Origin of the sequence: Aneurinibacillus thermoaerophilus (assembly GCF_900099925.1) — a bacterium.
Taxonomy (GTDB): Bacteria; Bacillota; Bacilli; order Aneurinibacillales; family Aneurinibacillaceae; genus Aneurinibacillus; species Aneurinibacillus thermoaerophilus.
Genome location: NZ_FNDE01000017.1, coordinates 26,576 through 51,839, shown reverse-complemented (window position 1 = coordinate 51,839; position 25,264 = coordinate 26,576). Strand labels below are relative to the sequence as shown.

The 25,264-nt window shown below is 42.0% G+C and carries 23 protein-coding genes, 1 pseudogene and 1 riboswitch; all 24 genes and pseudogenes read right to left on the bottom strand.

The window, feature by feature from the left end:
- Position 1: 1 nt before the first annotated feature.
- Positions 2-1,432 carry an amidophosphoribosyltransferase gene (gene purF, locus BLR88_RS10140; RefSeq protein WP_408863278.1) on the bottom strand — a complete coding sequence of 477 codons (1,431 nt, stop codon included), beginning with the start codon at positions 1,430-1,432 and terminating at the stop codon, positions 2-4.
- The gene (gene purL / locus BLR88_RS10135) at positions 1,414-3,645 is read right to left on the bottom strand and encodes a phosphoribosylformylglycinamidine synthase subunit PurL (protein ID WP_302846664.1); all 2,232 of its coding nucleotides are present in this window, start codon (positions 3,643-3,645) and stop codon (positions 1,414-1,416) included. The genes purF and purL overlap by 19 nt, the downstream gene beginning before the upstream one ends.
- Positions 3,626-4,318 (bottom strand): phosphoribosylformylglycinamidine synthase subunit PurQ, encoded by a 693-nt coding sequence (gene purQ / locus BLR88_RS10130; RefSeq protein ID WP_091260585.1) that lies wholly within the window; start codon positions 4,316-4,318, stop codon positions 3,626-3,628. Before purQ ends, purL begins: the two co-directional genes overlap by 20 nt.
- A gap of 3 nt (positions 4,319-4,321) precedes the next feature.
- Positions 4,322-4,570, bottom strand: a complete 249-nt coding sequence (gene purS / locus BLR88_RS10125) for a phosphoribosylformylglycinamidine synthase subunit PurS (RefSeq protein ID WP_057899954.1) — start codon at positions 4,568-4,570, stop codon at positions 4,322-4,324.
- Positions 4,563-5,282: a phosphoribosylaminoimidazolesuccinocarboxamide synthase gene (gene purC, locus BLR88_RS10120; protein ID WP_057899955.1), complete on the bottom strand. Its 720-nt coding sequence runs from the start codon at positions 5,280-5,282 to the stop codon at positions 4,563-4,565. Before purC ends, purS begins: the two co-directional genes overlap by 8 nt.
- A 313-nt stretch (positions 5,283-5,595) precedes the next feature.
- Positions 5,596-6,891: an adenylosuccinate lyase gene (gene purB / locus BLR88_RS10115; RefSeq protein ID WP_057899956.1), complete on the bottom strand. Its 1,296-nt coding sequence runs from the start codon at positions 6,889-6,891 to the stop codon at positions 5,596-5,598.
- 20 nt (positions 6,892-6,911) lie between these two features.
- The gene (purK, locus tag BLR88_RS10110) at positions 6,912-8,048 is read right to left on the bottom strand and encodes a 5-(carboxyamino)imidazole ribonucleotide synthase (protein WP_057899957.1); all 1,137 of its coding nucleotides are present in this window, start codon (positions 8,046-8,048) and stop codon (positions 6,912-6,914) included.
- On the bottom strand, positions 8,045-8,533 hold the full coding sequence (gene purE / locus BLR88_RS10105) for a 5-(carboxyamino)imidazole ribonucleotide mutase (RefSeq protein WP_057899958.1): 489 nt from the start codon (positions 8,531-8,533) through the stop codon (positions 8,045-8,047). Before purE ends, purK begins: the two co-directional genes overlap by 4 nt.
- A 584-nt stretch (positions 8,534-9,117) precedes the next feature.
- Positions 9,118-9,207 (bottom strand): sporulation protein YjcZ, encoded by a 90-nt coding sequence (locus BLR88_RS19000; RefSeq protein WP_082706113.1) that lies wholly within the window; start codon positions 9,205-9,207, stop codon positions 9,118-9,120.
- Positions 9,208-9,356: 149 nt separating this feature from the next.
- A complete protein-coding gene (locus BLR88_RS18995; RefSeq protein WP_082706114.1) occupies positions 9,357-9,449 on the bottom strand; it encodes a sporulation protein YjcZ in 93 nt (30 codons plus the stop codon).
- 251 nt (positions 9,450-9,700) lie between these two features.
- Complete coding sequence (locus BLR88_RS10100; RefSeq protein WP_204244844.1) at positions 9,701-10,888, bottom strand: HD domain-containing phosphohydrolase; 1,188 nt, start codon at positions 10,886-10,888, stop codon at positions 9,701-9,703.
- A 280-nt stretch (positions 10,889-11,168) separates the two neighbouring features.
- Positions 11,169-12,545, bottom strand: a complete 1,377-nt coding sequence (locus BLR88_RS10095) for an NCS2 family permease (RefSeq protein ID WP_057899959.1) — start codon at positions 12,543-12,545, stop codon at positions 11,169-11,171.
- 35 nt (positions 12,546-12,580) lie between these two features.
- Complete coding sequence (gene guaA / locus BLR88_RS10090; protein ID WP_057900437.1) at positions 12,581-14,119, bottom strand: glutamine-hydrolyzing GMP synthase; 1,539 nt, start codon at positions 14,117-14,119, stop codon at positions 12,581-12,583.
- Positions 14,120-14,249: 130 nt separating this feature from the next.
- Positions 14,250-14,351: riboswitch (purine riboswitch) on the bottom strand.
- A 263-nt stretch (positions 14,352-14,614) separates the two neighbouring features.
- Entirely contained in the window at positions 14,615-14,761 is a 147-nt protein-coding gene (locus BLR88_RS10085) for an ATP-dependent Clp protease proteolytic subunit (protein ID WP_254778292.1), read from the bottom strand.
- Between the two features lie 43 nt (positions 14,762-14,804).
- Positions 14,805-16,182 (bottom strand): annotated as a pseudogene (locus tag BLR88_RS10080) (terminase TerL endonuclease subunit); the annotation flags it as partial.
- A gap of 54 nt (positions 16,183-16,236) precedes the next feature.
- Positions 16,237-17,601: a transposase gene (locus BLR88_RS10075; protein WP_091260583.1), complete on the bottom strand. Its 1,365-nt coding sequence runs from the start codon at positions 17,599-17,601 to the stop codon at positions 16,237-16,239.
- A 189-nt stretch (positions 17,602-17,790) separates the two neighbouring features.
- Positions 17,791-18,252, bottom strand: coding sequence for an ArpU family phage packaging/lysis transcriptional regulator (locus BLR88_RS10070; RefSeq protein ID WP_254778290.1), 462 nt, complete (start codon positions 18,250-18,252; stop codon positions 17,791-17,793).
- Positions 18,253-18,604: 352 nt separating this feature from the next.
- A complete protein-coding gene (locus tag BLR88_RS10065) occupies positions 18,605-19,708 on the bottom strand; it encodes an ArsR/SmtB family transcription factor (protein WP_091260582.1) in 1,104 nt (367 codons plus the stop codon).
- A 6-nt stretch (positions 19,709-19,714) separates the two neighbouring features.
- Positions 19,715-20,923: an ATP-grasp domain-containing protein gene (locus tag BLR88_RS10060; protein WP_091260581.1), complete on the bottom strand. Its 1,209-nt coding sequence runs from the start codon at positions 20,921-20,923 to the stop codon at positions 19,715-19,717.
- The gene (locus tag BLR88_RS10055; protein WP_091260580.1) at positions 20,916-22,145 is read right to left on the bottom strand and encodes an ATP-grasp domain-containing protein; all 1,230 of its coding nucleotides are present in this window, start codon (positions 22,143-22,145) and stop codon (positions 20,916-20,918) included. The genes BLR88_RS10060 and BLR88_RS10055 overlap by 8 nt, the downstream gene beginning before the upstream one ends.
- A gap of 2 nt (positions 22,146-22,147) precedes the next feature.
- On the bottom strand, positions 22,148-23,347 hold the full coding sequence (locus tag BLR88_RS10050) for an MFS transporter (protein WP_091260579.1): 1,200 nt from the start codon (positions 23,345-23,347) through the stop codon (positions 22,148-22,150).
- Complete coding sequence (locus BLR88_RS20130; RefSeq protein ID WP_254778294.1) at positions 23,337-23,933, bottom strand: threonine aldolase family protein; 597 nt, start codon at positions 23,931-23,933, stop codon at positions 23,337-23,339. The genes BLR88_RS10050 and BLR88_RS20130 overlap by 11 nt, the downstream gene beginning before the upstream one ends.
- 44 nt (positions 23,934-23,977) lie before the next feature.
- Positions 23,978-24,397 (bottom strand): threonine aldolase family protein, encoded by a 420-nt coding sequence (locus BLR88_RS20125; RefSeq protein WP_254778288.1) that lies wholly within the window; start codon positions 24,395-24,397, stop codon positions 23,978-23,980.
- Positions 24,398-24,572: 175 nt separating this feature from the next.
- A complete protein-coding gene (locus BLR88_RS10040) occupies positions 24,573-25,061 on the bottom strand; it encodes a crossover junction endodeoxyribonuclease RuvC (RefSeq protein ID WP_091260578.1) in 489 nt (162 codons plus the stop codon).
- Positions 25,062-25,264 lie beyond the last annotated feature (203 nt).

The following is a 25,264-nucleotide window of genomic DNA, read 5'->3' as shown; positions in this document are numbered from 1 at the left end:
CCTATTTTTCCACGCAATTTTTCGTTTCTTCGTAAATTTCTGTCGGGTAATAACCTGTGAAGCAGGCCAGACAATGCCCGCGGTTCGGAGCCGTATCGTTGCGCCCAATCGCTTTTACCATACCCTCTTCAGACAAAAAATACAGCGAGTCAGCTCCGATAAACTCCCGGATTTCTTCAATTGATTTCTTCGCTGCAATGAGCTCTTCCCGGCTGGAGGTATCAATTCCATAAAAACACGGATTGGTAACCGGCGGGGAGCTGATACGTACATGCACTTCTTTTGCTCCCGCTTCGCGCAGCATTCTTACAATTCGGCTGCTTGTCGTGCCGCGCACAATGGAATCGTCAATCATGACGACGCGCTTGCCTTCCACGACTTTACGCACCGCGCTCAGCTTCATCCGCACGCCGCGAGCTCGCATTTCCTGTGTCGGCTGGATAAACGTCCGCCCAACATAACGGTTTTTAATCAGGCCAAGCTCGTACGAAATGCCTGCCGCTTCCGCGTATCCGATCGCCGCGGAAATGCTGGAATCCGGTACCCCGGTGACAACGTCAGCTTCCACCGGGGCTTCTTTGTACAGCTGGCGTCCCAGCTCTTTACGGGCCAGATGTACGTTAATACCGCCGATATCGCTGTCCGGGCGTGCAAAATAAATGTATTCGAATGAACAAATCGCGCGTTGGGACTGGCCGGCAAACCGTTCGGAACGAAGGCCCTCTTCGTCCATAATGATCATCTCTCCCGGCTCTACGTCGCGAATATACTCGGCTCCTACCGTTTCAAACGCACAGGTCTCAGAAGCGACAACGTATGCGTCATCAATTTTTCCGAGCGCAAGCGGGCGCAGACCGTTCGGATCAAGCGCAACAATCATTTTGTTTTCCGTCATAACAAGCAGGGCGTACGCGCCTTTAATCATGCGCAGCGATTCTTTTACCGCCTGTTCAATCTCATAACCGGAACGCGCGATCAGATGGGCAATCACTTCCGTGTCGCTTGTTGTCTGGAAGATGGAGCCCTGACGTTCCAACTGATGGCGCACCTGCGTGGCGTTTACCAGATTGCCGTTGTGCGCGAGCGCCAGATTGCCCCCTGTGTATTTGAAGACAAGCGGCTGGGCGTTTTCAAGCTTACTTTCGCCCGCCGTTGTATAACGCACGTGCCCAATTGCCATCCGTCCGCGGATTCTGCCTAACTCCCCGCCGCTGAACGCCTCTGTTACCAGGCCCATGCCGCGGTGAGAAGTAAATTTCTCCCCATCGGACGCGCAAATCCCGGCGCTTTCCTGACCCCGGTGCTGCAGTGCATGAAGTCCGTAATATGTCAATTGCGGCGCATCGGGGTGGTTAAACACCCCGAATACGCCACATTCTTCGTTCAATTTATCCCACAATTCATCATGTTCCATCATGAATGCATCAGACATGCAATCGCACCCTTCCAAGCCGCTTTCAGTTCTTCCAGCGGCGTGTTGATCAATTCGCGTCCGTTTACCGTTACTTTAATTGCATCCGTGCCTACCGTACCGATCCGCGTACACAGTATGCCGTTTGCCGCCGCCAATTCCCACACTTTTTCCACGTGTTCCGGTTTCACGCTCAGCAGTACGCGGGATTGTGATTCGCTAAACAACGCAAAATCCGGGCGAAGGTCAATATTCCAATCAACGCTCGCCCCGAGACCAGGCTGCGCCGATTCCACCAAAGCAATAGCAAGCCCGCCTTCTGCTAGATCATGGGCGGAAGCGATCAGTCCCTGCTGAATCGCCATAAGAACGGTTTTTTGCAATCTTTTCTCCGTTTCCAGATCAATGGACGGCGGCCGTCCAATAATCGAACCATTCATCTGTTTCTGATATTCTGTACCACCGATTTCCGCTTTTGTCTCGCCGAGCAAAAGCAGGACGTCCCCTTCATTTTTAAACGCCTGTGTCGTGATATGATCCACGTCGTGAATCAAACCAACCATACCAACAACCGGTGTTGGATAGACGGCTTCACCGTTCGTTTCATTGTACAAGCTCACGTTACCCCCGATAACCGGAGTTTCAAGTACGCGACACGCTTCACTCATACCGTCGACCGCTTTTTCAAATTGCCAGAAAATCTCCGGTTTTTCTGGATTGCCGAAGTTCAGACAATCGGTCAGGCCAATCGGCTCTGCACCGGAGCAGACAACATTGCGCGCCGCTTCTGCGACCGCAATCGCGCCGCCTGTTTCCGGATCAAGGTATACGTAACGCCCGTTACAATCAATGCTCATCGCCAGCGCTTTGCGCGTGCCGCGGATGGTAATGACGGCCGCATCAGATCCTGGTACAACAGCAGTGCTGGTGCGCACCATATAATCGTACTGATTATACACCCATTCTTTGCTTGCCACCGTTGGCGCGGACAGCACTTTTTTCAACGCTTCCGTATAATCGGCAGGCTCCGGCAAGTTTAATGTGTCCACGTTCCGATATTCGTTATAGTAAACCGGCTCCTGTGAAGGCTTGCAGTATACCGGAGCGTCATCAGCAAGACTTTTCACCGGAACTTCAGCAACGACTTCCCCTTTGTGCGTAAGCCGCAGCATGCCATCGTCCGTCACCCGGCCCACAACCGCAGAGTTTAATCCCCATTTCTTGAAGATTTTCTCCACTTCGGATTCACGGCCTTTTTTCACGACAAGAAGCATGCGCTCCTGTGATTCGGATAGCATCATTTCGTACGGTGTCATGCCTTTTTCGCGCTGCGGTACCAGATCAAGGTTTAGTTCCATGCCGTTTCCGGCTTTGCTAGCCATCTCTGCGCTTGAGCATGTCAGACCTGCGGCTCCCATATCCTGAATGCCGACAACCGCATCCGTCTCCAGCAGTTCGAGGCAGGCCTCAAGCAACAACTTTTCCATGAACGGGTCACCAACCTGCACCGCCGGCCGTTTCGCTTCTGATTCTTCATTTAATTCCTCCGAAGCGAATGTCGCGCCGTGAATGCCGTCGCGTCCGGTTGCAGCACCTACATACACAACTGGGTTGCCAATTCCTTCCGCCACGCCTTTTTGGATTTTATCGTGGTCAATGAGACCTACGCACATCGCATTTACGAGCGGATTTCCTTCATAGCACGGGTCAAAAGCAACTTCGCCACCTACTGTCGGAATGCCCATGCAATTGCCGTAACCCGCGATTCCTGCCACCACGTTTTCAAACAGATATTTCGTGCGCGGCTTATTCAGTTCACCGAATCGAAGGGAATTCAACAGGGCAACCGGACGTGCTCCCATTGAGAACACATCGCGAATAATACCGCCCACGCCGGTCGCAGCTCCTTGATACGGTTCAATCGCAGACGGATGGTTATGACTTTCCACTTTAAATACAACCGCCTGACCGTCGCCGATGTCAACAATGCCTGCACCTTCGCCCGGTCCCTGCAATACGCGCGAACCGGATGTCGGAAAGCGGCGGAGCACCGGTTTGGAATTCTTGTAGCTGCAATGCTCGGACCACATGACGCTGAACAAGCCTGTCTCCGTGTAATTCGGTTTTCGGCCAAGAATTTCAACGACTTTAGCATACTCTTCGTCAGTCAAACCCATTTCACGGTAAATTTTTCTATCGGCGATCTGTTGCGGATTAGGCTCTATATGTGACACCGTTCTTCTCCCTCCAGCTCTGTAAAATCGAAGTAAACATGCGCTTTCCGTCCGCTGAACCGAGCCATTCGTGCACAGCCCGCTCCGGATGCGGCATCATGCCCAGCACATTGCCCGCTTTATTGATAACCCCGGCAATGTTCTCAATGGAACCGTTCGGATTGCCGCCGTTATAACGGAATACGACTTGATGATTCGCTTTCATTTCTCGCAATGTCTCTTCATCGCAGTAATAATTACCGTCACCATGCGCGATCGGAATACGGATAATCTCACCCTCTTCATACTGTGAAGTAAATGGTGTTTTGTTGTTCTCTACGCGCAAGTTCACAATCTCGCAGCGGAATTTCAGACTTTTATTGCGACGTAACGCACCTGGTAGCAGGCGTGCTTCCGTCAGTATCTGGAACCCATTGCATACGCCCATGATCAGTTTGCCTTTCTCCGCCGCTTCGCGTACCGCGTTCAACACAGGTGCCATGCCGGCCATCGCTCCGGGGCGTAAGTAATCCCCATAAGAAAATCCGCCTGGGAGGAGAATGCAATCGAATTCATCGAGATTGTTCCGGGTATACCATACATATTCAACCGGCTCCCCAAGACAATCTTCCACAGCCTTGTACATGTCAATATCACAGTTCGAACCGGGAAATACGAGGACTGCACTCTTCATCGCTTACGCCTCCACCAATTCGAAACGATAGTCTTCAATTACCGTGTTCGCGAGCAGTTTTTCGCACATTTCTTTCAGGCGTTCTTCCGCTGCTACGCGATCGTTTACATTCAGTTCAACTTCCATGTATTTACCGATACGAACATCGTTTACTTCATCGAATCCCAAGGAATGCAAGGAGCCTTTTACGGCATTTCCCTGCGGATCAAGTACGGACTCTTTCAATGTTACATATACAACGGCTTTAAACATGTGCTTCTCCTCCAATACGTTTTAAAATTTCCTTATAAGCGTCTTCCACGTTGCCCAGATCGCGGCGAAAACGATCCTTGTCCAGCTTTTCTTTCGTATCTACATCCCAGAAACGGCACGTATCCGGCGAAATTTCATCCGCTAACAGAATGTTTCCATCTTCAGTACGACCGAATTCCAACTTGAAATCAACCAAAATAATGTTGCGCTCCCTCATATATGCGGTGAGTATTTCATTGATTCTGAGCCCCATCTCGCGCAAATATCGGCGTTCTTCCTCCGTTGCAATGCCGAGCACATCAATATGTGAATCATTAACGAGCGGATCGCCAAGCTCGTCATCCTTGTAATAAAATTCAACGACCGGTTGAGAAAGTTCTGTCCCTTCCTCCATACCAAGACGCTTGGCGAGAGAACCCGCTGCAATATTTCGTACGACAACTTCCAACGGGATAATGTCTACTTGCTTTACCAGTTGTTCGGTCGACGATAGCTCTTCAATGAAGTGATTATCAATGCCTTTCTTTTTTAACATACGGAAAAAAATTGAAGTTATACGGTTGTTCAGTTCGCCTTTTCCCATAATCTGAGCCCGCTTTTCTCCGTTAAAAGCGGTGGCATCGTCCTTGTATTGCACCCAGAAAACTCCTGGCTTATCTGTGCGATAAATCCGTTTCGCTTTTCCTTCATACAGCATTTCGAGTTTTTCCATCGTTTTTCTCCTTCTAGGCTTCTGGCCCGATCATTCCCTTTGTTTTTACAATCTATTGCCAATATTGAAAATATAATTCATTTATTAACTTTTATAAATTTGAAAGGACTGACATTCTTCCTTTTCACAGACTTTTTTCTGACGAGCTTCAGCCCTGTGTTTCACAAAATGAAACGATATTGCAATTGTTCTCCTATTCGAGATACCTGCATATTTTGCGGGATCGCTTGAAGAAGAACGGAGCGCATACATTCGCTTAGGCACGCTAAAAAAACCCGGCCAAGAAAAGGAAGAGATGTCAGTCAGCCTTACTTTATAACCCGAGACGCTCAAAAATCGTGTCTACATGCTTCAGATGCCAGCTATAATCAAAACAATCGTCGATTTCTTCTTTCGATAACAACGATTTTACTTTCTCATCAGCTTCAATCAGCTCGCGAAACGGACGTTGTTCTTCCCACGCTTGCATTGCGCGCGGTTGTACCGTATCGTACGCTTCCTCACGGCTTAAGCCCTTATCAATCAACTTGAGCAAAACACGTTGCGAATAAATGAGGCCAAAGGTACGATCCATGTTGCGTTTCATATTTTCCGGGAATACTGTCAGGTTTTTCACGATGTTGCCGAAGCGATTCAGCATGTAGTTGATCAACTGCGTCGCGTCCGGTAAAATCACGCGTTCTACAGAAGAATGGGAAATGTCGCGCTCATGCCAGAGCGGAACGTTTTCGTAAGCTGACAGCATATGTCCGCGAATCACACGCGCCAGACCGGAAATGTTTTCGCTGCCAATCGGGTTGCGCTTGTGCGGCATCGCGGAAGAGCCTTTTTGTCCCTTGGCGAACGCTTCTTCCACTTCCCGCGTCTCGCTCTTCTGCAAACCGCGAATTTCTACTGCGAACTTGTCAAGCGATGTCGCAATAAGCGCCAGCGCTGCCATGTATTCGGCGTGACGGTCGCGCTGCAGCGTTTGCGTAGAAATCGGTGCCGGTTTCAAGCCGAGCTTTTTGCACACGTACGCTTCCACAAAAGGGTCGATGTTGGCATACGTGCCGACCGCGCCGGAAATTTTGCCAACCGCAATGTTTTCTTTCGCGCGGCGGAACCGCTCAAGATTGCGCTTCATTTCCTCATACCAGAGCGCCATTTTCAAACCGAACGTAGTCGGCTCTGCGTGTACGCCGTGCGTACGTCCCATCATTACGGTATATTTGTGTTCTTGCGCTTTTTCCTTCAAAATTTCAATAAAGCGGACAAGATCTCGTTCGATAATTTCATTCGCCTGCAAAAGCAAGTATGAAAGCGCGGTGTCCACTACATCGGTAGACGTCAAGCCGTAATGAATCCATTTTTTCTCATCGCCTTCGATCGTTTCCGATACCGCCCGGGTGAATGCCACCACATCATGGCGCGTTTCCTGTTCAATCTCATAAATGCGGTGGATATCAAAGCGGGCGTTTTTCCACAGCTTCTCAACATCTTCTTTCGGAATAACGCCCAGTTCAGCCCAGGCTTCGCAGGCCAAAATTTCGACTTTCAGCCATGCGTTGAATTTGTTTTCTTCCGTCCAAATCGCCGCCATCTCCGGGCGGGTATAGCGTGGAATCATGTTACGTATCCTCCCTTGATTTACTCCCAGATTTGTAATTCTTCTATTTGCTGTAACGCAACCTCAACCGACTCCGCCAAGACATTCATATGTCCCATCTTCCGCTTCGGCTTGCTGTCTTTTTTGCCATATAGGTGCAGTTTTGCGGAGCGAGGAAGCGTCTCTATTTTATCAAGAACATGTTCAAGATGCTCGCCGAGAATATTGACCATGACAACCGGGGTTAAAAGCTTCGGATCTCCAAGCGGCAGATCACAAATCGCGCGGATATGCTGCTCAAACTGCGAAGTCACGCAAGCATCCATCGTATAATGCCCTGAATTATGCGGGCGCGGCGCCAGTTCATTAACCAGCACTTTATCGTTCGCCGTGACGAACATCTCCACCGCGATTAGCCCGACCACTCCTAGCTTCTCTGCAATTGTTTTAGCCAATTCCTCCGCGCGTGCCGTCACATTTTCCGTAATACGCGCCGGAACAATGGACAGATGCAAAATATTTTCTCGGTGAATGTTCTCGGCCACCGGAAACGTCCTAATTTCACCCGAAACACTGCGTGCCGCAATAACCGAGATTTCTTTCGTAAAAGGCACGAATTGTTCGATAATAATTTCCGTACCGGCTTTGGAAAGCTCGCGGTAGGCGGATACGGCTTCTTCCGCCTGGCGAATAACGTATTGACCTTTTCCATCGTAACCGCCGGTCGCCGTTTTCATAACCGCCGGCACTCCCAATTCGCGAATCGCATGATCCGCATCTTGCTCATTCTCTATGACACGGAAAGGAGCCACCGGAATTCCGAACGAAGCCAGCGTTGATTTTTCCCGAATCCGGTGCTGGGTCACACGCAAAAGACTGCTTCCTTGCGGCACGTATGATTTTTCCTCTAAAATCGCCGCTACATCCGCATCCACATTTTCAAATTCATACGTAATCACATCGCTGGCCTGCGCCAGTTCCATCGCTCCTTCGACGTCATCGTAACGGGTCGCAACGTGCTTATCCGATACCTGGGCACACGGGCAATCTTCTGTCGGATCAAGCGTAGCGAAACGATAGCCGAGCGCGCGACCAGCAAGCGCCATCATTCGTCCCAGTTGACCTCCCCCGAGTACGCCAATCGTGGCGCCAGGCGTAATGATTTTTTTCTTACTCATAATGGCAATTCCGCCTCCAGCACTTTTTGTTTAACGGCCTCCCGATGCGCCATAAAACAATCACGAATTTCCGGATATTTGTTTCCTAGGATTTGTGCGGCAAGCAACCCTGCATTGATCGCTCCGGCCTTTCCAATCGCGACTGTGGCGACCGGAACACCGCCTGGCATCTGCACGATCGAAAGCAGTGAGTCAAGGCCATTCAACGTTGAAGATTTCACGGGTACGCCGATAACCGGAAGCGCCGTTTTGGAAGCGACCATGCCCGGCAAGTGCGCCGCGCCGCCAGCTCCCGCAATGATAACTTCCAATCCGCGTTCCTCTGCTTTCTCGGCGTATTCAAACATCAAATCCGGTGTCCGATGAGCGGATACCACCTTTTTTTCGTAAGGTATTTTCAATTTTTCCAGAATGGCACATGCTTCTTGCATCGTATCCCAATCTGACGTGCTCCCCATAATCACACCTACAAGCGGCTGATTCATCTATATGCAATCCCCCTTATTTCCCTTAGTATGTTTCCTTTGTCAGAAAAACCTCAGAGACTGCTAGCTTTTTCTTCTTACTTCATGATTTTCACAAGAAAAGCTCGCGGACGTTGCCGGTCTTTCTCTCCTTCCGTACCACACGCCTCGCATGTTTTTCCTCATTTACTTATGGAAAGAAAGTATATGTTTCTTTATCACTATAAAGCAACATATACCTTCTTATACGACAAAAAAAGCCCAGGCGGTAGATTTCCCCTTAAATAACGGGAAACCTACCGCCTGGGCTTTTATCCCTACGGTGTAGCGTGCTATCGCACGCCTGAATCGCTCGGACCTACAGCTCTGCCTTCGGCTGCGGAACCCTAGATTCACTTTCCGCTTAATTCACTTTTAGTTTAACAAGCAAATCAAGGCTCGTCAAGGAAATTACCGAACATTTAACGTTTTTTTAAATAATATTATTCGCTATTACAAAATTCTAGTAAAGAAAACATGACGCATACCAAGCCCTATTCTAACTCTTTTTTAGCCACCAAAAAAGACCGCCCGAAAGGCGGTCTTCCTGCATGTTATGTTATGCATTAACTATCGCAAGCGCAAGCGATAATAACAAGCAGGATAAACAACACCAGAATCACACCGATTACGTCATCTCCATTGAAAAAGCTCATTCATTTCACCCCTTTCTAGCGTGCTGTCTAAAGCATCAGGGGGTTCAATCACCCGTATTACAACGTATGCCACCTGACCGGTAAGGGTTTGGACACCCGCCTACCCCGTTGTTATCTGGCAGAAAAATCGGCGGATACCTATTTTTTCTTCATCGGTCACAGGCGCAAGCAATAATTACAAGCAAGATGAACAACACCAGAATTACGCCAATCTCTTCTCCAAATCCTCCAGAACAACTCATTTGCCTCACCCTTCCTTCTTATTAGGAATTTAGCTATTACACGAGCAAGCGATTACCACCAGCAGAATAAAGAGGATTAAAATCACCCCAACTTTATCTCCATTTCAGCAACTCACGTTGTGTCGATACCCTCCCTTCAGCAAGGCCCTTGAATCACTTGGCATGTTACATACTATGTCCTGAACAGGCAGACTGTTTGGACGTCCGCCCATTTTTATCCAAAAAAAAGAGCCTATTCTAGGCTCTGGCTCTTACCGTTCATCTTGATATTGCTGTTGAATACGTAAAATTTCAGAAAGATTTTCAAAAAATAGCCGCACAATCAAGGGATCAAAATGTGTTCCGCTTCCCTGGCGAATGATTTCATACGCTTTCTCATTTGGATATGGCGCTTTATACGGCCTGCGGCTTGTCAAAGCGTCAAACACATCTACAACGGCCACAATTCTTCCGCTCAGCGGAATATCGGCGCCAGACAAACCACGTGGATACCCGGTTCCGTCATATTTCTCATGGTGTGATAATGCGATTTCACTCGCCAGTTTAAGCAACTGCGAATCGGAACCACTTAAAATTTTATGTCCGATTACGGTATGTTGTTTCATCTTCTCAAATTCTTCTTTCGTCAACTTTCCCGGCTTAAGAAGAATACGATCGGGTACGCCAATTTTCCCGATATCGTGCATGGGACTGGCTTGAATCATCAGATTAACCTCTTCTTCACCCATGCCCATTGCCCGGGCCACTACCCCACAGTAATGGCTAATGCGCTGAATGTGGGCTGCTGTTTCTGGATCTTTAAACTCGGCAGCTGCCGACAAACGTTCTACGATCTCTCGATGACTGTCCGCCAATTTGCTATTCAACAATTGCAGCTCGTTAAGCGCTTGCTGCAACTCGGCCGTCTGACGCGCCACTTCGTTTTCCAAGCGCTGTTTGGCGACAGCCATTTGTTTAGAATAGTGGCGCATGCGTAGCAACGTTTGCACCCTTGCATACATCTCATACTTATCAATAGGCTTGTTCAAAAAATCGTCGCTACCTTCCTCCAGCGCTTTGATTTTATCTTCTTTACTATCAAACGAAGTAAGCATAATGACAGGAATATACCGCTCTTTCATCGCTCTGATTTCACGAAGCACTCTGTATCCGTCCATGCTAGACATCGCAATGTCAAGCAGAACCAAATCGATATCTTCATTCTCAAGAATGCACAGCGCCTCCGTGCCCGTGCAAGCGGAAAACACACGATAGTTTCTTTCGGATAAAAATTGCTCGATAATATCTAAATGGCATTCTTCGTCATCAACAATTAGCACGCTAAATGTTTCAATCCACATTTTTTCTTTTATATTATCGGTCGCAAAAGGGAAAAAGCCCATCGCCTCCCCATCTCCTCCCGGTTTATATACGCCTACTTTAAGGCTCCTTTCAAGCAAACGGCAAATCGCAATTCTTTACAAGCTTCGCTGTCGAACTAAATATTCCTAATGAACCTCCCTCCAGTTGCAGAAATAAATACAAAAGAAAAAATGATTCATCTCCCATCTATAAGAGAAAGAAGACTTCTCGCTACTTATGTTAAAATTGTACAACAGATTGATCTAACTTTTCTAATAATTTAAGAAAAAAATTCGACAAAACTCGAGCTTGTATCTTTCCGAAGTGAAAAAAGCATCGGCTTCAAGTGAAAACCGATGCTTTTTTACTTCAATAGAGTTATGCGTTAATGTCAATGAATAAAAACCTCGCAATGATAAGCAGCGCAAGAATCCACATAAGCCAATGAATCTTATTCCTGCCTCCAGCAAGATTGTTCGCAGTAGCGAGAATAACGTAGAACACGATACCGAACGAAATTCCGTTAGCAATGGAAGATGTCAGCGGCATCATCACAATGGTAAAAAACGACGGGATAGCGTATACCATGTTATCCCATTCAACGCCGCGTACTGCGCCCATCATAAGCACACCTACAATGATAAGCGCCGGAGCCGTCGCCTGAGCCGGAACAACCAACGCAAGCGGAGCGAGGAATAAAGCAAGCAAAAACAAGATGCCCGTTGTAACTGAAGTAAGACCCGTACGTCCACCCTGGCCTACACCTGCTGCACTTTCTACATATGCCGTAATGGTACTTGTGCCAAGTAACGCGCCAAGGCTTACCCCGCCAGCATCCACCAGCATTGCACGCCCGATGCGTTTTTTTGCATCCGGTTTATCCAGCAAGCCCGCTTTGGCGGCCGTACCCGTCAACGTACCGAATGTATCGAACAATTCGACAAACGTAAACGTAAATACAATCGTTAACAATCCTGCATTCAGCGCACCTGCCAAATCCATCTGTCCAATGGCCAGATTACTGAAATCAGGCACCCACTGAGCGGTTGTCAAAGAGGATAGATTGGTTACCCCCATCGGAATACCGATGATCGTCGTCACAACAATTCCTAACAAAATCGCGGCCTGTACACGCATGACCATCAAAATGCTTGTAAGCAGCAAACCAATAATCGTCAGCAAAATCTCTTTATGTCCAACAAAGTTGCCAAGTTGGAGAAGCCAGTCATTCGGCGACATCTCCGTAAATGGTTTTGCTCCCTCTTTTCCAATATAAAAACCGGTCAGTAGGCCGCTTGTCTTGAATCCGATAATCGTAATAAACAAACCGATACCTACCGTAATCGCCGCACGGATAGATTCCGGAACCGCGTCCAGCAATAATTGCCGGACTTTTGTAATCGTCAGAATAAAAAAGATAATACCGGAAATAAACACAGAAGCGAGCGCGATTTGCCAGGTAATGGCTCCCCCCGAACTTATGACGACAGTAGCGAAATATGCGTTTAAACCCATGCCAGGTGCCAGCGCGATGGGATAGTTCACGAACAATCCCATCATAATCGTGACAAGACCCGCGCCAAGCGCGGTAGCCACAAACACAGCATTGAAATCCATGCCTGTGGCCCCTCCGGCCGTTAGTGTGAGCGGATTGACGATTAGAATATATGCCATTGTGATGAACGTGGTAATACCAGCGATAAGCTCCGTACGCACATTCGTGTTATTCTCTTTCAACCTGAACAGCTTATCCATCTTCTCTTTTCTTCCTTTTCTCTCGCGAATTATACTTACTCCCACTCAATCGTTGCCGGCGGTTTCGACGTAATGTCATAAACGACACGATTTACATGCGGAACTTCATTTACAATGCGCACTGAAATCTTCTCCAGCACTTCATACGGAATACGCGCCCAGTCAGCTGTCATCCCGTCAATTGATGTAACGGCACGAATGCCAACCGTATAATCGTACGTACGTCCATCTCCCATAACACCTACGCTACGAATATCCGGAAGCACGGTGAAGTATTGCCAGATGTCTTGCTCCAGACCTGCTTTTTTGATTTCATCACGCAAAATATAGTCAGATTCGCGTACAATCTCTAACTTCTCTTCCGTAACTTCACCCAGCACGCGAATTCCAAGACCTGGGCCTGGGAATGGCTGGCGCCATACGATTTCGCGTGGCAGACCAAGCTCTTCGCCCACCTTGCGCACTTCGTCTTTAAACAATTTGTTTAATGGTTCGATAAGCTCAAACTTCATATCTTCCGGCAAGCCACCTACATTGTGGTGTGACTTAATTGTCTGTGCCGTTGCCGTACCGCTCTCGATGATATCTGTGTACAGCGTACCCTGGGCAAGGAAGTCCATGTCTTTCAGCTTGCTGGCTTCCTCTTCAAACACATAAATAAATTCGTTACCGATAATCTTACGTTTTTTCTCAGGATCAGATACGCCTTTCAGCTTATTCAAGAAGCGTTCGCGGGCATCGATTTTAATCACGTTCATCTGGAATTTCTCAGCGAACGTCTCCATTACGCTTTCCGCTTCACCCTTACGCAACAAACCATGGTCGACAAACATGCATGTTAACTGATCACCAATCGCTTTATGAATAAGCACGGCCACTACGGAAGAGTCCACGCCACCGCTCAGTGCGCAGAGCACTTTTTTGTTGCCGACTTTTTGGCGAATCTCTTCTACCATCATATCGATGTAGTTTTCCATCGACCAATTGCCTTCGCATTTGCAGATTTCGAACAGGAAGTTCTTCAGCATCTCGCTGCCGCGTACGGAATGACGAACTTCCGGGTGAAATTGGACACCGTAGAACTTCTTCACCGGATGGCTGATAGCTGCTACCGGACACGCTTCATTGCTAGCGTCAATCTGGAAACCTTCAGGCACCTCGATTACTTTGTCTGAGTGGCTCATCCATACTGTTTCCGTTTTGTCGAGCCCTTTAAAGAACAGGGAATCATTATGAATGGAAATATCGGAACGCCCGTATTCACGCACGCCCGCGCGTTCCACTTTCCCTTTCAGATTGTGAGACATTAACTGCATACCATAGCAAATACCCAGAATCGGCACTCCCATGTCATAAATGCGGGTGTCGCACTGTGGCGCTCCTTCGGCATATACGCTCGCTGGACCGCCGGAGAAGATAATCCCTTTTGGATTCAGCTTTTCCAATTCTTCAACCGGAGTGTTATAAGGTATAAGTTCACTAAATACACCAAGATCACGAACACGACGTGCAATCAACTGATTATACTGTCCTCCGAAATCAAGAACTACAACTAACTCTTTCGGCTTGTCCATCTTTGTAAAATCCTCCTCTGTATAAATCGCTGCATCTATAAGCATAACAAACATTTTAGCATTTTTATTTTTTCCTATAAAAAAACAAAAACCAGGCTTTCTATAAAAAAGTATAGAGACAGAAACCTGGTGCACAGCTATCTGTCCTCATAGTCGAACGATTTACGGTCGTTCGGTAGAAACTTTCAGGCCGTATCCCTGAGATTATATGAGGCTTTAACGAATTTAGTTTACCAGAGGTATTCGAAAAGTCAAGCACTAAAATATGAAAATTTAACCCTCTTTTCTATCTAATTGTTCGGATTTTCCTCATATAAATTCTTTTTCTTTTGCTTTTTCATTCGTCATACCATAAATTTATTAAAAAAAATCAGAACTGTAGATGATGTTGCTTCTTCTCTCAATCCGGCGAAATGCATGCAAAAACCCCTTCGAACTTCTTCGAAGGGGTTTCTCCCAGAGGCGATTACATCATACCGCCCATCATCTATTGATTTATATCAAATTAGTAGCTGGTGTTGTTGGTTCAGATTCTGATATTTTATCCGCAAAACCAATTTCTACAGCTTCGCTTGCCGTAAACCAAGTCTCTTCTTCGACTTTTTGTGTTATGTCTTCCCTTGTTGTTTTGGCTTTTGTCATGTAGATATCAACTATAGAATCATCTAACTTAGTCAGAAGTTCAACTTCTTTTAACTTCTACTTCAAATCCTGCTTGTTCAAGTAACGTTCTCAATATTTCCATTCGGAAATTGTCTCCAACTATTTTCTTGATATTGTAATATTTTCGCATTTCAACAAACCAATTCACGATATGTTGAGGATTTATAGTGGGTTCATCTACAACCGTAAGCAATCCTTGTTTTTCCCACTCTCTTATCGGAGCGAATTTACGTTTACCAGCCATTTCAGCATCATGTTTTTTAGAATAACTGTAATACTTATCAACAAACTCTTTTCGCGCGAAAGAGTGGGTAATGAAAGGATATTTACCTTCATACTTAAATACCAAACCGCATGCCGCGAAATCTCGAATGCTCGCAAAGTCTAAACAACCAATACATTCTCGACCTAACAAGTTTGGCATTGGTTGATTAGTCGCTAGGATTTCCTCCCATTTGGCTACTGAGCGTTCCAAGTCCGTGACCGGCAAATTCATGCGTTTAGTCATGAATTCTTCACGATTGCTTGGGTCATCTTCAAGGTCCTCATATTCTTCCTTAATTGTTTCAAACAAACCTTGAGCATATTCGCTTCTCGGCTCACTCAACATCGGATTTGCTTTTTCCCAATTAGATGGATCATCGACTTCACTCTCGTCATCTAACTTGCAAATGAAAGGGAACAAAGCATTAGGTCTTGCTTCACCGGTTAACACTTTCATAGCTTTTTCTTTTAGTTTGTCTAAAAATCCATCACGGACATAACCATCAGTGCCAATATAAAATTCACGAGGATTTGGCTTCTTACCGAGACCCGAGATATGCACCCTTACATCTTTATTGCTTTCGTATTGATGAATTTCATCAAATACAACAGCACCATCACGCAAACCGTCTTTAGTTTCACCGTTTGAAGTACGGAACTTCAATACACTTCCTGTCTTTATTGATACGGTTTGCGTTAGTGTTGTTTTAAAAGCCTTCTGGAGTATTTCGTGACGTTTTATTGTTTTGTGAACCTCATCTGGAGACGTTTTTGCCTGTTCTTCGCTATTCGCAACAACGGATATGTTGTATTCCTTAATCCCGTGCAACTCACTTATTAGAAAGTGAGTGAGAACGGAAATTAAACCGTTCTTACCTCCACCACGGCCTAACATCCACAAATGTTTCCTGTAAAAGACACGTCGGTTTTTTTATAAAATAAAAAGACGAATGCGATTAAGAACTTTTGGAACGGTTGTACTTTTGGAACGGTTGTAATGGAAAATACCATTTTTCCCCGAACTTAATACAGTTCTCAATCATTTCGTCATCAAAATACAAGTCATCCCGGCTTAAAACATATTTTCTGAGATATTCAATTGAATCAATTTCATAATTGCTTTCTAAAAACTTCAATACCTGCAGAATTTCCGTATTTAATTTTTTTTAACGACCGGAGGTCGTGTCCTACTAAGCAGCTTTATCGTTTAATTTGGTATTGATACGATCTACAGCTAATTTAGAAGCATTAAACAATAGACACAGCAAATCGACATGAACTTTTGCCAACTCTCCAGAACGGTATCGGACATTATTAAGCTGAAAATATTCTTTTAAGTAGGCATTGACTCGCTCCACAGAAGTGCGTTCCTTATAAAGCTTTTTCCATGTCTTACTTCCGCGTGCAGGAGCAGGATAACGGCGTAAGTCTATTGTCTTTTTGATTTTAATGACCTTTTGGCACAGCGTGTCGTCAGCTAACGGACAACCTTTGCATTCCTTTGGTCTTGTATACTTGAGTGTTTCATATTTTGCATCATAACTGTCATATCGATAGGAGTGTTCACGAACACATGTCGGTGCAAAATACTTGTCGACACCGATAGGTGGCGCTTCATTCCGCTTATTATAAGCAATGATACCGTCCGCTTTCATGCGATAAATCTGTTCATAAATCGGATTGTAGTCATATCCAGCATCCGCCATCACTTTCGTGATATTGAGAAAAGGAAAACGCTCAGCCACTCCTTTTAACAGGGGAATAGCAGCTTTAGCATCATTCATGTTTCCTGACGAAAGCAAGTGAGCTAAAAGATACTGGCTTTTGGTTTCTACAGCTAGATGGAGTTTGTAGCCATACCAGAAAACATTTTTATTTTCGGAGTTCTTCTTAATTCCCCACCGAGGAGCGTTTGGCATTTCTTTTTGGAGTTCACCGAAGGTGTAGTCCAATTGTTTTTCGATTTTCTGTTCAAAAAGAGGAAGATGATTTTCGATTTCTTCTTGTTCTTTTTTCCATGCTTCATAGGCTTCTTTTTTCTTACGACCCCGTTTTTTCGGCTCTTTGACGGGTTGTTGCACTTCAACTTCTTCTTTTTGTGGAGCTTGGTCTCGCGCTTCTACATCGGTAGCGTCAATTGCAATGTGGTTGCCATCAATGAAGCCTTCTTCAACAGCTTGTAAAACAAGGGCATGATTTATTTCATCGAGCACATTGGAGGATTTAATTCTTCGAATCAAACGGGAAAAAGAAGCTTCAGATGGTACTCGATCAAAAAAAGAAAATCCGCAATCCAAACGAAAAAGAACATCGGTTTTCAAGCGACGAACAAGAAGTTTAATGGTTGGAATACCTTCTAGAATACGAGCAAACAGGGAATAAATCATTGCTGGATAATTAAGCGATTGAGGCGCACCTTCGCATACTTTTTTAGACACAATTTTAAGCAGAGGCATAATATTGATGCCTTCAAAAATTGCTGTGTAGCGCTCAGTAGGTTCTAAATCTAATAAGTCTTGCAGGGAAAATAAATGTCCTTGGCGAATAGAGTACATGAGGAGACCAACCTTTCTCATTGAGTTGTCTGAGCAACTACTCTATTCGAGATTTTGGGAGGTACTCCTTTTTTTCATGTCTATTGAACCTTACGGTTCAAGGGCTTTGAGTTATGAAATTGATTCGTATATATTACCATAGACAAATTCCACCAAAAAACGACGACAAAAATCAACAAAAAAAGACACCTAAACAGGTGCCTCTTCTTCTTTGTATACTTCAATCCGTAAAGCAAAAGCCAATTTATAAAACGCCTTCTCACGAATACGATAAAACTTTGATTCGCTAATTCCCATTTCATTGTAAACTTCGTAATCATAACTCTCCTCAAATGACATATATCGCTTGATAATCAATTCCCTTTCTGTTTTGTTCAATCTATTCACCGCGCGGCGTATTCTCTCCATGTACTCGTCGCGTTCTCGTTCGAAGTCTGCTTTTTTGATTGCCGCGCTTTCTGTTGATGAATGAAAAGCATTCGTGTTGCTTGGCGGCACGAGAGAGTACGTTTGCGTCACGCGTGGCAGGAATTCGTCCGGAACCGTCAACATATATATGCGATATTTTTCAAGTGCTGCCTCGACTGCTTCTTTTGTTTTTTCTCCGTCCGTATCACGCAAAAAAGACAGTTGATAAAACCGTTTGCCCACTCGGACCCCTCCCGTGTGTTATAATGTAGTTGACCCATTGTTTCCAAGCCGGGAGAAGTCCTAGTTTTTTTATTGTCAGAGCTCCAGTTCTAATTGTAAGAGCTCTGGACTTAACCGCAGAAATACATTTATTACCAAATAATGATGACCACCTTTAGTCTGTTATCTTCTATTTTCACTAAACCTAAAATATGATTGAGAAAACGGTGTTATAATGTATTTTATTTTATGCAACGCTACTGATATAAAACATAACAAAGATGAATTTCTTTAGCGATGGGATACACTGTTTGAGAGATCGAAATACTATGTTATATTATTCCTCCGCATTTTGACTAAAATTGTAATAATTCTAATCATTTTTTATACCTAACATATCTTTTAATATTGAACAATAGCGCTCTATTTCCTTTTCATTTATTTCGTAAATATTGTAACCATTTTCTTTATGTTCAAAAATGAGATTCGATTGTTTAAGAAGACTTAAATGTCTTGAAACAGTTGCTGGGGTAATATTTAATTTATCAGCAATTTCCTGTGATTTTATTTTCTCTTCATTTGCTATAAATAACAATATTTTAATTCTAACAACTTCAGATAACGACTTTGCAATATCTGAAACATGATTAATTTTATTCTGATCATAATTCAATATATTGACTTTATTTTCTTCAAAGTAAATATCGTTTTCGTTTATATAATGCTTTAAATCATAGATTATATGGAGCTCACCAAATCCCCAAATCAAAATGAATTTTGGTGATACAAAATAAGAAGGGTAAAATTTTATTAGCTTAGTTTCCTTATTAGGAAACTGTTCTGGAACTTTATAATCATACAACAACTTTCTAACCACTTTTTCGATCCCTAAATGTTTCAGATCTTTTGCTAATCGTTTATTAGCTATATCCCAAAGAGATCCGAGTTTTGATTCCAAATCAAAGTAACAGTGTTTGTAAAAACTTTTCCAAAGATACACTAGTTCAGCAAAAAATTGATTATAATGTTCAGCAAATTCAAGCTGCTCAGGATTAATTAGCCCCCCTAGGGATGTTATCTTGTTACGAATATCATCAAGCGGAGACGTTGAATTATTCAATAAAAACTCTACTTCTTCCCTAGATATATACCGACCAAACAAATAGTATAAAAACTCGTATTTTGATACATTGTTTATATACTCCATCAAATTATTAAATGTATGTGGAGCAGATATTCCAACTAAAAACTCCGCTAACTGCGCCCCATACTCATACCTACCATAAAATTTTTTGATCAACTTCTCATTTTTTTTGAAAAAATCATCAAATCTAACGGTAGGAAGATACGGTTCACAGTCAATCCTACCTGACAAAATGTAGCATTTCCTTAAGCATGCCATCATTTCAAATAAAGAAGATGTTGCAATTTCCACTTTACAGTTACTATTTACACTCTCTATTGTATATACAGCCATGTAATATCACATACTTTCCTTGTTTTTGATAATTTTGTATTTTAGATTATTAATAAAATTGTCACATAATCTTTTGCTTTCTTCCACTGTTGATGAAGAAACAATTACATGTCCAGATCGTGTATATGAATCTGTTGTTTTTCTTATATAATCACCTAATTTATAATAAACTGCCCAATCTTTAATATAGTCTTTATTAATTTCTTTTTCTATAGATACTTGCTGTAAAATGCCTTCAGGAAAAGTTAGAAATTTTACTAAGCTAGCTCTTTTATAAATAGGCTTCACATTTATACTCTTTTCATCAAAATAAGATAAAATACCTAATTCATATTGATTTAAATCGGATGACAATTGATGTAAATAAGGAATAAAGTCTCCTCCCGGTCTAGTATGTATTTCAATAATAACAGGCTTATTTTCCTCAAGATCCCACTTTATTTCAATATGTCCAGGGCCATATTGTATATTTAACAAGTTGAGGGCTTTAATTGTTAGTTGTTCTATTTGTTCTACTTTATCATTTTCTAATTGCGTAGGTACAATATGACCAATCTCAATAAAATTAGGCTTTCCGGTTGTTTGTTTTTCAGTTATTCCTAAAATTAAGTGATTACCATTAGATGATACCGTTTCTACACTATATTCTGGACCATTAATATAAGGCTCTAATATCCATTCATTAGAACTATCTTGATTCGCCTCTAACCATTGTTCCCAATCATTTTGATTAGAGATATAACATACTCCTTTACTTCCAAATCCATCAAGTGGTTTTATTATTGCTGGTCTTAAATATGGAAATTTTCTTGGAAAGCTAGATACTTTGCCACTTATTACATCTAATCGTAATTCAGGGTCCGTTTGTAAAACTTGACGCATTAGACCTTTATTTCTTGTCTTTACTACTGTTTCAAGAGAATTTGTTTTTAAATTAAGTTTCTCGCTAATATAAGCAGCTGTTTCTAATCCTAATTCAGTAAAACTTAACACTAACTCAACATCCCCATACAAATTAATTATCTTCTTTACTGTTAACAGTACATGATCCTTATCTTCTATATCCTGAACATAAAACACAGCCTCAGCTATTTTTGAAATTTCAGTGCTAATACTTGAATTTCTATCTGTCACTACAACCGTTTTAAAACCACACTTGAATGCTGCTTCCACTCCGTAGCGGCTTGCCCCTAAAATAACCACGTATTCATTCATATACAACACTCCACTTTAGCATATTTATAGCTGTTTGTGTAAAATGTATAGCCTTTTCCATACTATCACCTTCTGCAATAACAAACCCTAATCTCTGATAGCTACTTTTAATACTCTCAGCTCTAAATGGTAATTGTACTATACTCACTCTTTTCACACCTTTTACACTTTGTGCTTCATCGATTCCTCTAACATCTGTATAAATACCTCGTTCAAAAGGTAATATAAACTTGATGGCCGCATAACCTTGTTTTACAATGTTAATATCTGTTAATTCACCAATTGCTTGTAAAACAATGTGTTTAACCATATCAACTCCTGTAGATATTTCTACTAACTCAGGTATACAATCACCAGCCAATCTAGGATTGACTTCTACTAAATATAAATCTTTACCACTTATGAAAAATTCAATATGTGCCGCACCATAATTTAATCCTAAAATATCAAGAAGTTTTTTACATCTTTCCTCTAAATCGTAAATAGGATTTATTTCCGGTCCAGTGACATGTCCACATTCAACTGCATGAGAACCATAAGTTTCTTTTTTAGTAACAGACACCAATTTCCAACCGCCAGTAGTATATAGCATTTCAGCTGAAAATTCTTGTCCCTTAATAAATTCTTCAATTAACCATTTCCTTGTTAATTTATATCCACGTTCATTATGCTGTCTCTGTAACTCAGCAAGTAAAGATGATTCTAGATCATTATAGTTTTGGCAGATAGATACTCCATTACTTCCACTATCATCCACAGGTTTTATTACACATGGGAATTGAATTTTCAAATCTATCAAATCTTCAAGACAATTTACTATATGAAAAGAGGGTTGTAAAAAATCTCTAAAATTATGTTCTGCAAGATAGCTTCTTGTTAAATGCTTATAACGTACTCTATTCAATGATTCAATATTATGACCTTTTAATCCTAAAAATTTTGTTAATTCAGCAGCTGGGATTAAATGATAATCATCAAAAGCAAGGATTCCATCAAAATTTACATTGGAACGTTCTAACTCTTCTTTCATTAAATCGATATTATAAGTATCAATCACTGTTACTTTATCCGCTAATTCTAATGGATTATCATCAACAATTGCTTTATATTGTTGCGGGTTAACCGTCCAAAAATGTATTTGATAGCCCAATTGCTTTGCAATTTTCATTGCCCTAGCACCTGTACCAGTCGTATTTGATTCAATAAACAACAAATTCTTCATCATCATAACTCCTCTCTCTTAACCCCTTGCTTTTTAACAAAAAAAGTTACACTCGAATTTGTCATCCCAAAAATATAAACAACAAGAATTACACCGCATATTATTGTAAAACATAAAAATGTTTGCTGACCAAAGTACTTATATATATTCAGACCAATCAAACCACCTATCGATTCCCATATTCCCCAAAATACTCCTGAAAAACCAAATGCCCAAGATGAACTTAAATCTCCTTTCTTAGCAACCACCTGACTATCAATTGTAGGAACCCAAATAATTTCAGCAATACTAAAAATAATAATACTAATAGAAATTATTAAAAAATTACGGGAAATCCATATTAAAAAATAAGATATTCCAATTAATACCAACGAAAAGAAATACCAATTTTCAATTTTAAATTTAGGTTGTATTTTTGGATAAATACCTTGAAATAAAATTACAGTTAGAGCATTAATAGTAAAAAACAAACCAATAGTTTTTCCGGAGAAATCTTTCGAAACAACTACAGGAAAAGTAGTAAATATTTGTGAATACAAAAACCAAAAAACCCCTGAAAAAACTGTGAACTTTAAAAATATCAGAAAATGACGATTATATTTTCTATTTTTTATAAACTGTAGAATATTCAAATTCTGTTCCAATTCCTCTACTTTTATATTTGGCAATAATAACGTAAGAGCCCCCGCCAATAAGTAACAAATAATAGCTATTATTAATATACCAAGCGGATTCCAGTCTAAAGCTAATCCTCCTAGAAAAGGTCCAATTGATGCTCCAATGTTAACAGCTATATTTAATAAGGCAAATGCATGTAACCTTTTATCTTCCTCTAATAAAGAGATATGTGTTTTCAAACTCACATTATAAATAGATATCAATATTCCTAACATTAAAACCATGAATAGAATAATAATATAATAATCAATTATGACCAGTATGCTTAACAAAACTGCAGAACCCCAAAGCCCTATAAGCAAACTTTTTTTTACCCCTAGTTTATTTATAATACCACCAACCACTGCACTCCCTGCTTTAGATATGAAGGTAAAAATAGCAATCACTACACTTGCTTCTGTAATATCTAAACCTTTTAACTTAACTAACCATAGTGAAAGTAATGGTACATAGACAAAAAAACCTATAGAGTTAAAAATCCTTATATAAAAACTTAAAATCCCCTCACTAACTTTATGAAACATACACTATCCCCCTAGTTAGCTCCTTACACACTGACTCAATAATATCCGCCGCATCATATATATCTTTATCATTGACATTCCTACTTACTACGATTCTTACTGTATCCGGTAACCAAGGAAATAATAGCAGCCCTTTTTCCTTGCATCTGTCCACAAACTCAAATGAATTTACATTGAAATTACTTACATTAAAGAAAATCATATTAGTTTCAACAGCACTAGGATCAATATTTATACCTTTTATTTTAGACAACATAATCGCTAATTTTTTAGTTAACAGGTGATCTGTAAGCAAACGAGGTATATGATTTTTTAACGCATAAAGTGCCGCAGCTGCATACATACCTATCTGATGAAACCCAGCTCCAAGTTGCTTTCGGTAAATTCTAGCTTTATTTATCACCTCTTTTTTCCCCATTAGCATCGAGCCAAAAGGTGCCCCAAGTCCCTTTGCAAAACATACACTCAGTGAATCCACAAACTTTGCGTAATAACTTAAGGGAATATTAGTTGCTACATGAGCATTAAACAATCGCGCACCATCCATATGTAAAGACATATTCTTTTCTCTCGTAAATTCATACAGTTGCTTAAGCGCCTCTATAGGAAATATTTTACCCTGATGGTAATTTATATGTTTTCAATTGAAACTAGCTGAGGCTGAGCATAGAAGGCACCTCTCGGTTTAGAATGAATTAATTCCTCAACATGTTCCACCTTTAGAATTCCATCGACAGTTCTGTATGTATTAAGAACTACACTGCTCAAAATAGCAACTGAGGCACTTTCGTAAAAGTTTATATGATAATTTGTTTCGGTAATTACTTCATTACCTTCACTTACTTGCGTCTTTATCGCCAACTGATTAGCCATTGTACCTGTTGGAACAAATAACGCATCTTCCACACCAAATATTTGTTTACAATATTGTTCTAATTCATTAACACTCATATCCTCGCCATAACAATCATCACCAACAGTTGCATTTGCAATAATTTCGCGCATTTCTTCAGTAGGTAAAGTCAATGTATCACTTCTTAAATCAATCATCTGTAAATCCCCCATACTACTAAATTTAAAAAAATTTTAATTTACTTAATTTGATAATTTCGTAATTACGCAATTACGTAAATAATATTACTATATTATCCATTTTTCTGTCAACAAAAAAATAAGAATTTACAAATTTTTTAAATCTCAACATCAAAAATAAAAAATCTGAATTTTACGAGATTTTACTCAAAGCTTCTTTTTGAAACTTTGTTAATTCAACTTGTCCACTCAAAGCTCTGGTGATTTGCGCCAACACAAACGCATCACGGACATTATCGCTACTATGCTCAAATCCCCAGCGTTTATAAATTGGCAAAACCATTTCTTCTTTCTTGGTATTCCCCTTGCCTGTAGCGAATTTCTTAACTACAGTTGGAGAGACATCATAATAATCAAATCCAGCTCTAATAAGTTCTGAACGAAGTATCCAACCAATGCCATATTGAACGCTAACCGCAGATCCCTTGGAGTTGTAAGAAAAACCTTCAATACAAATAACATCGTGTTCTGTAATGTACTTCCTTACGGTTTGAGCAATATCCATAAATCTGTGTGGGTCCCTTTCCTCTTTTGATGTGATTTCTATGGCTGTATGTACCTTGTTGTCTTCGAGAATGACGAGCCCCGTTTTCGTTGATGGGTCAATGCCTACGAATCTCATAAACTGCCATCCTTTCATCAATCATTCAACAAGCGTCGTTGGTGAGCCGACACCGCCGTGTGTTAGTTTCGCTCATCCAACCTCAATTCCAAGAGAATTAAGTACCCTAAAATCATCGTTAAAAGTAACTTCTCAATATCGAGTCCCAAAGCCATTCCTATAAACCACCCTAAAACAACCGTTATCCACCTGTTGAATACAGT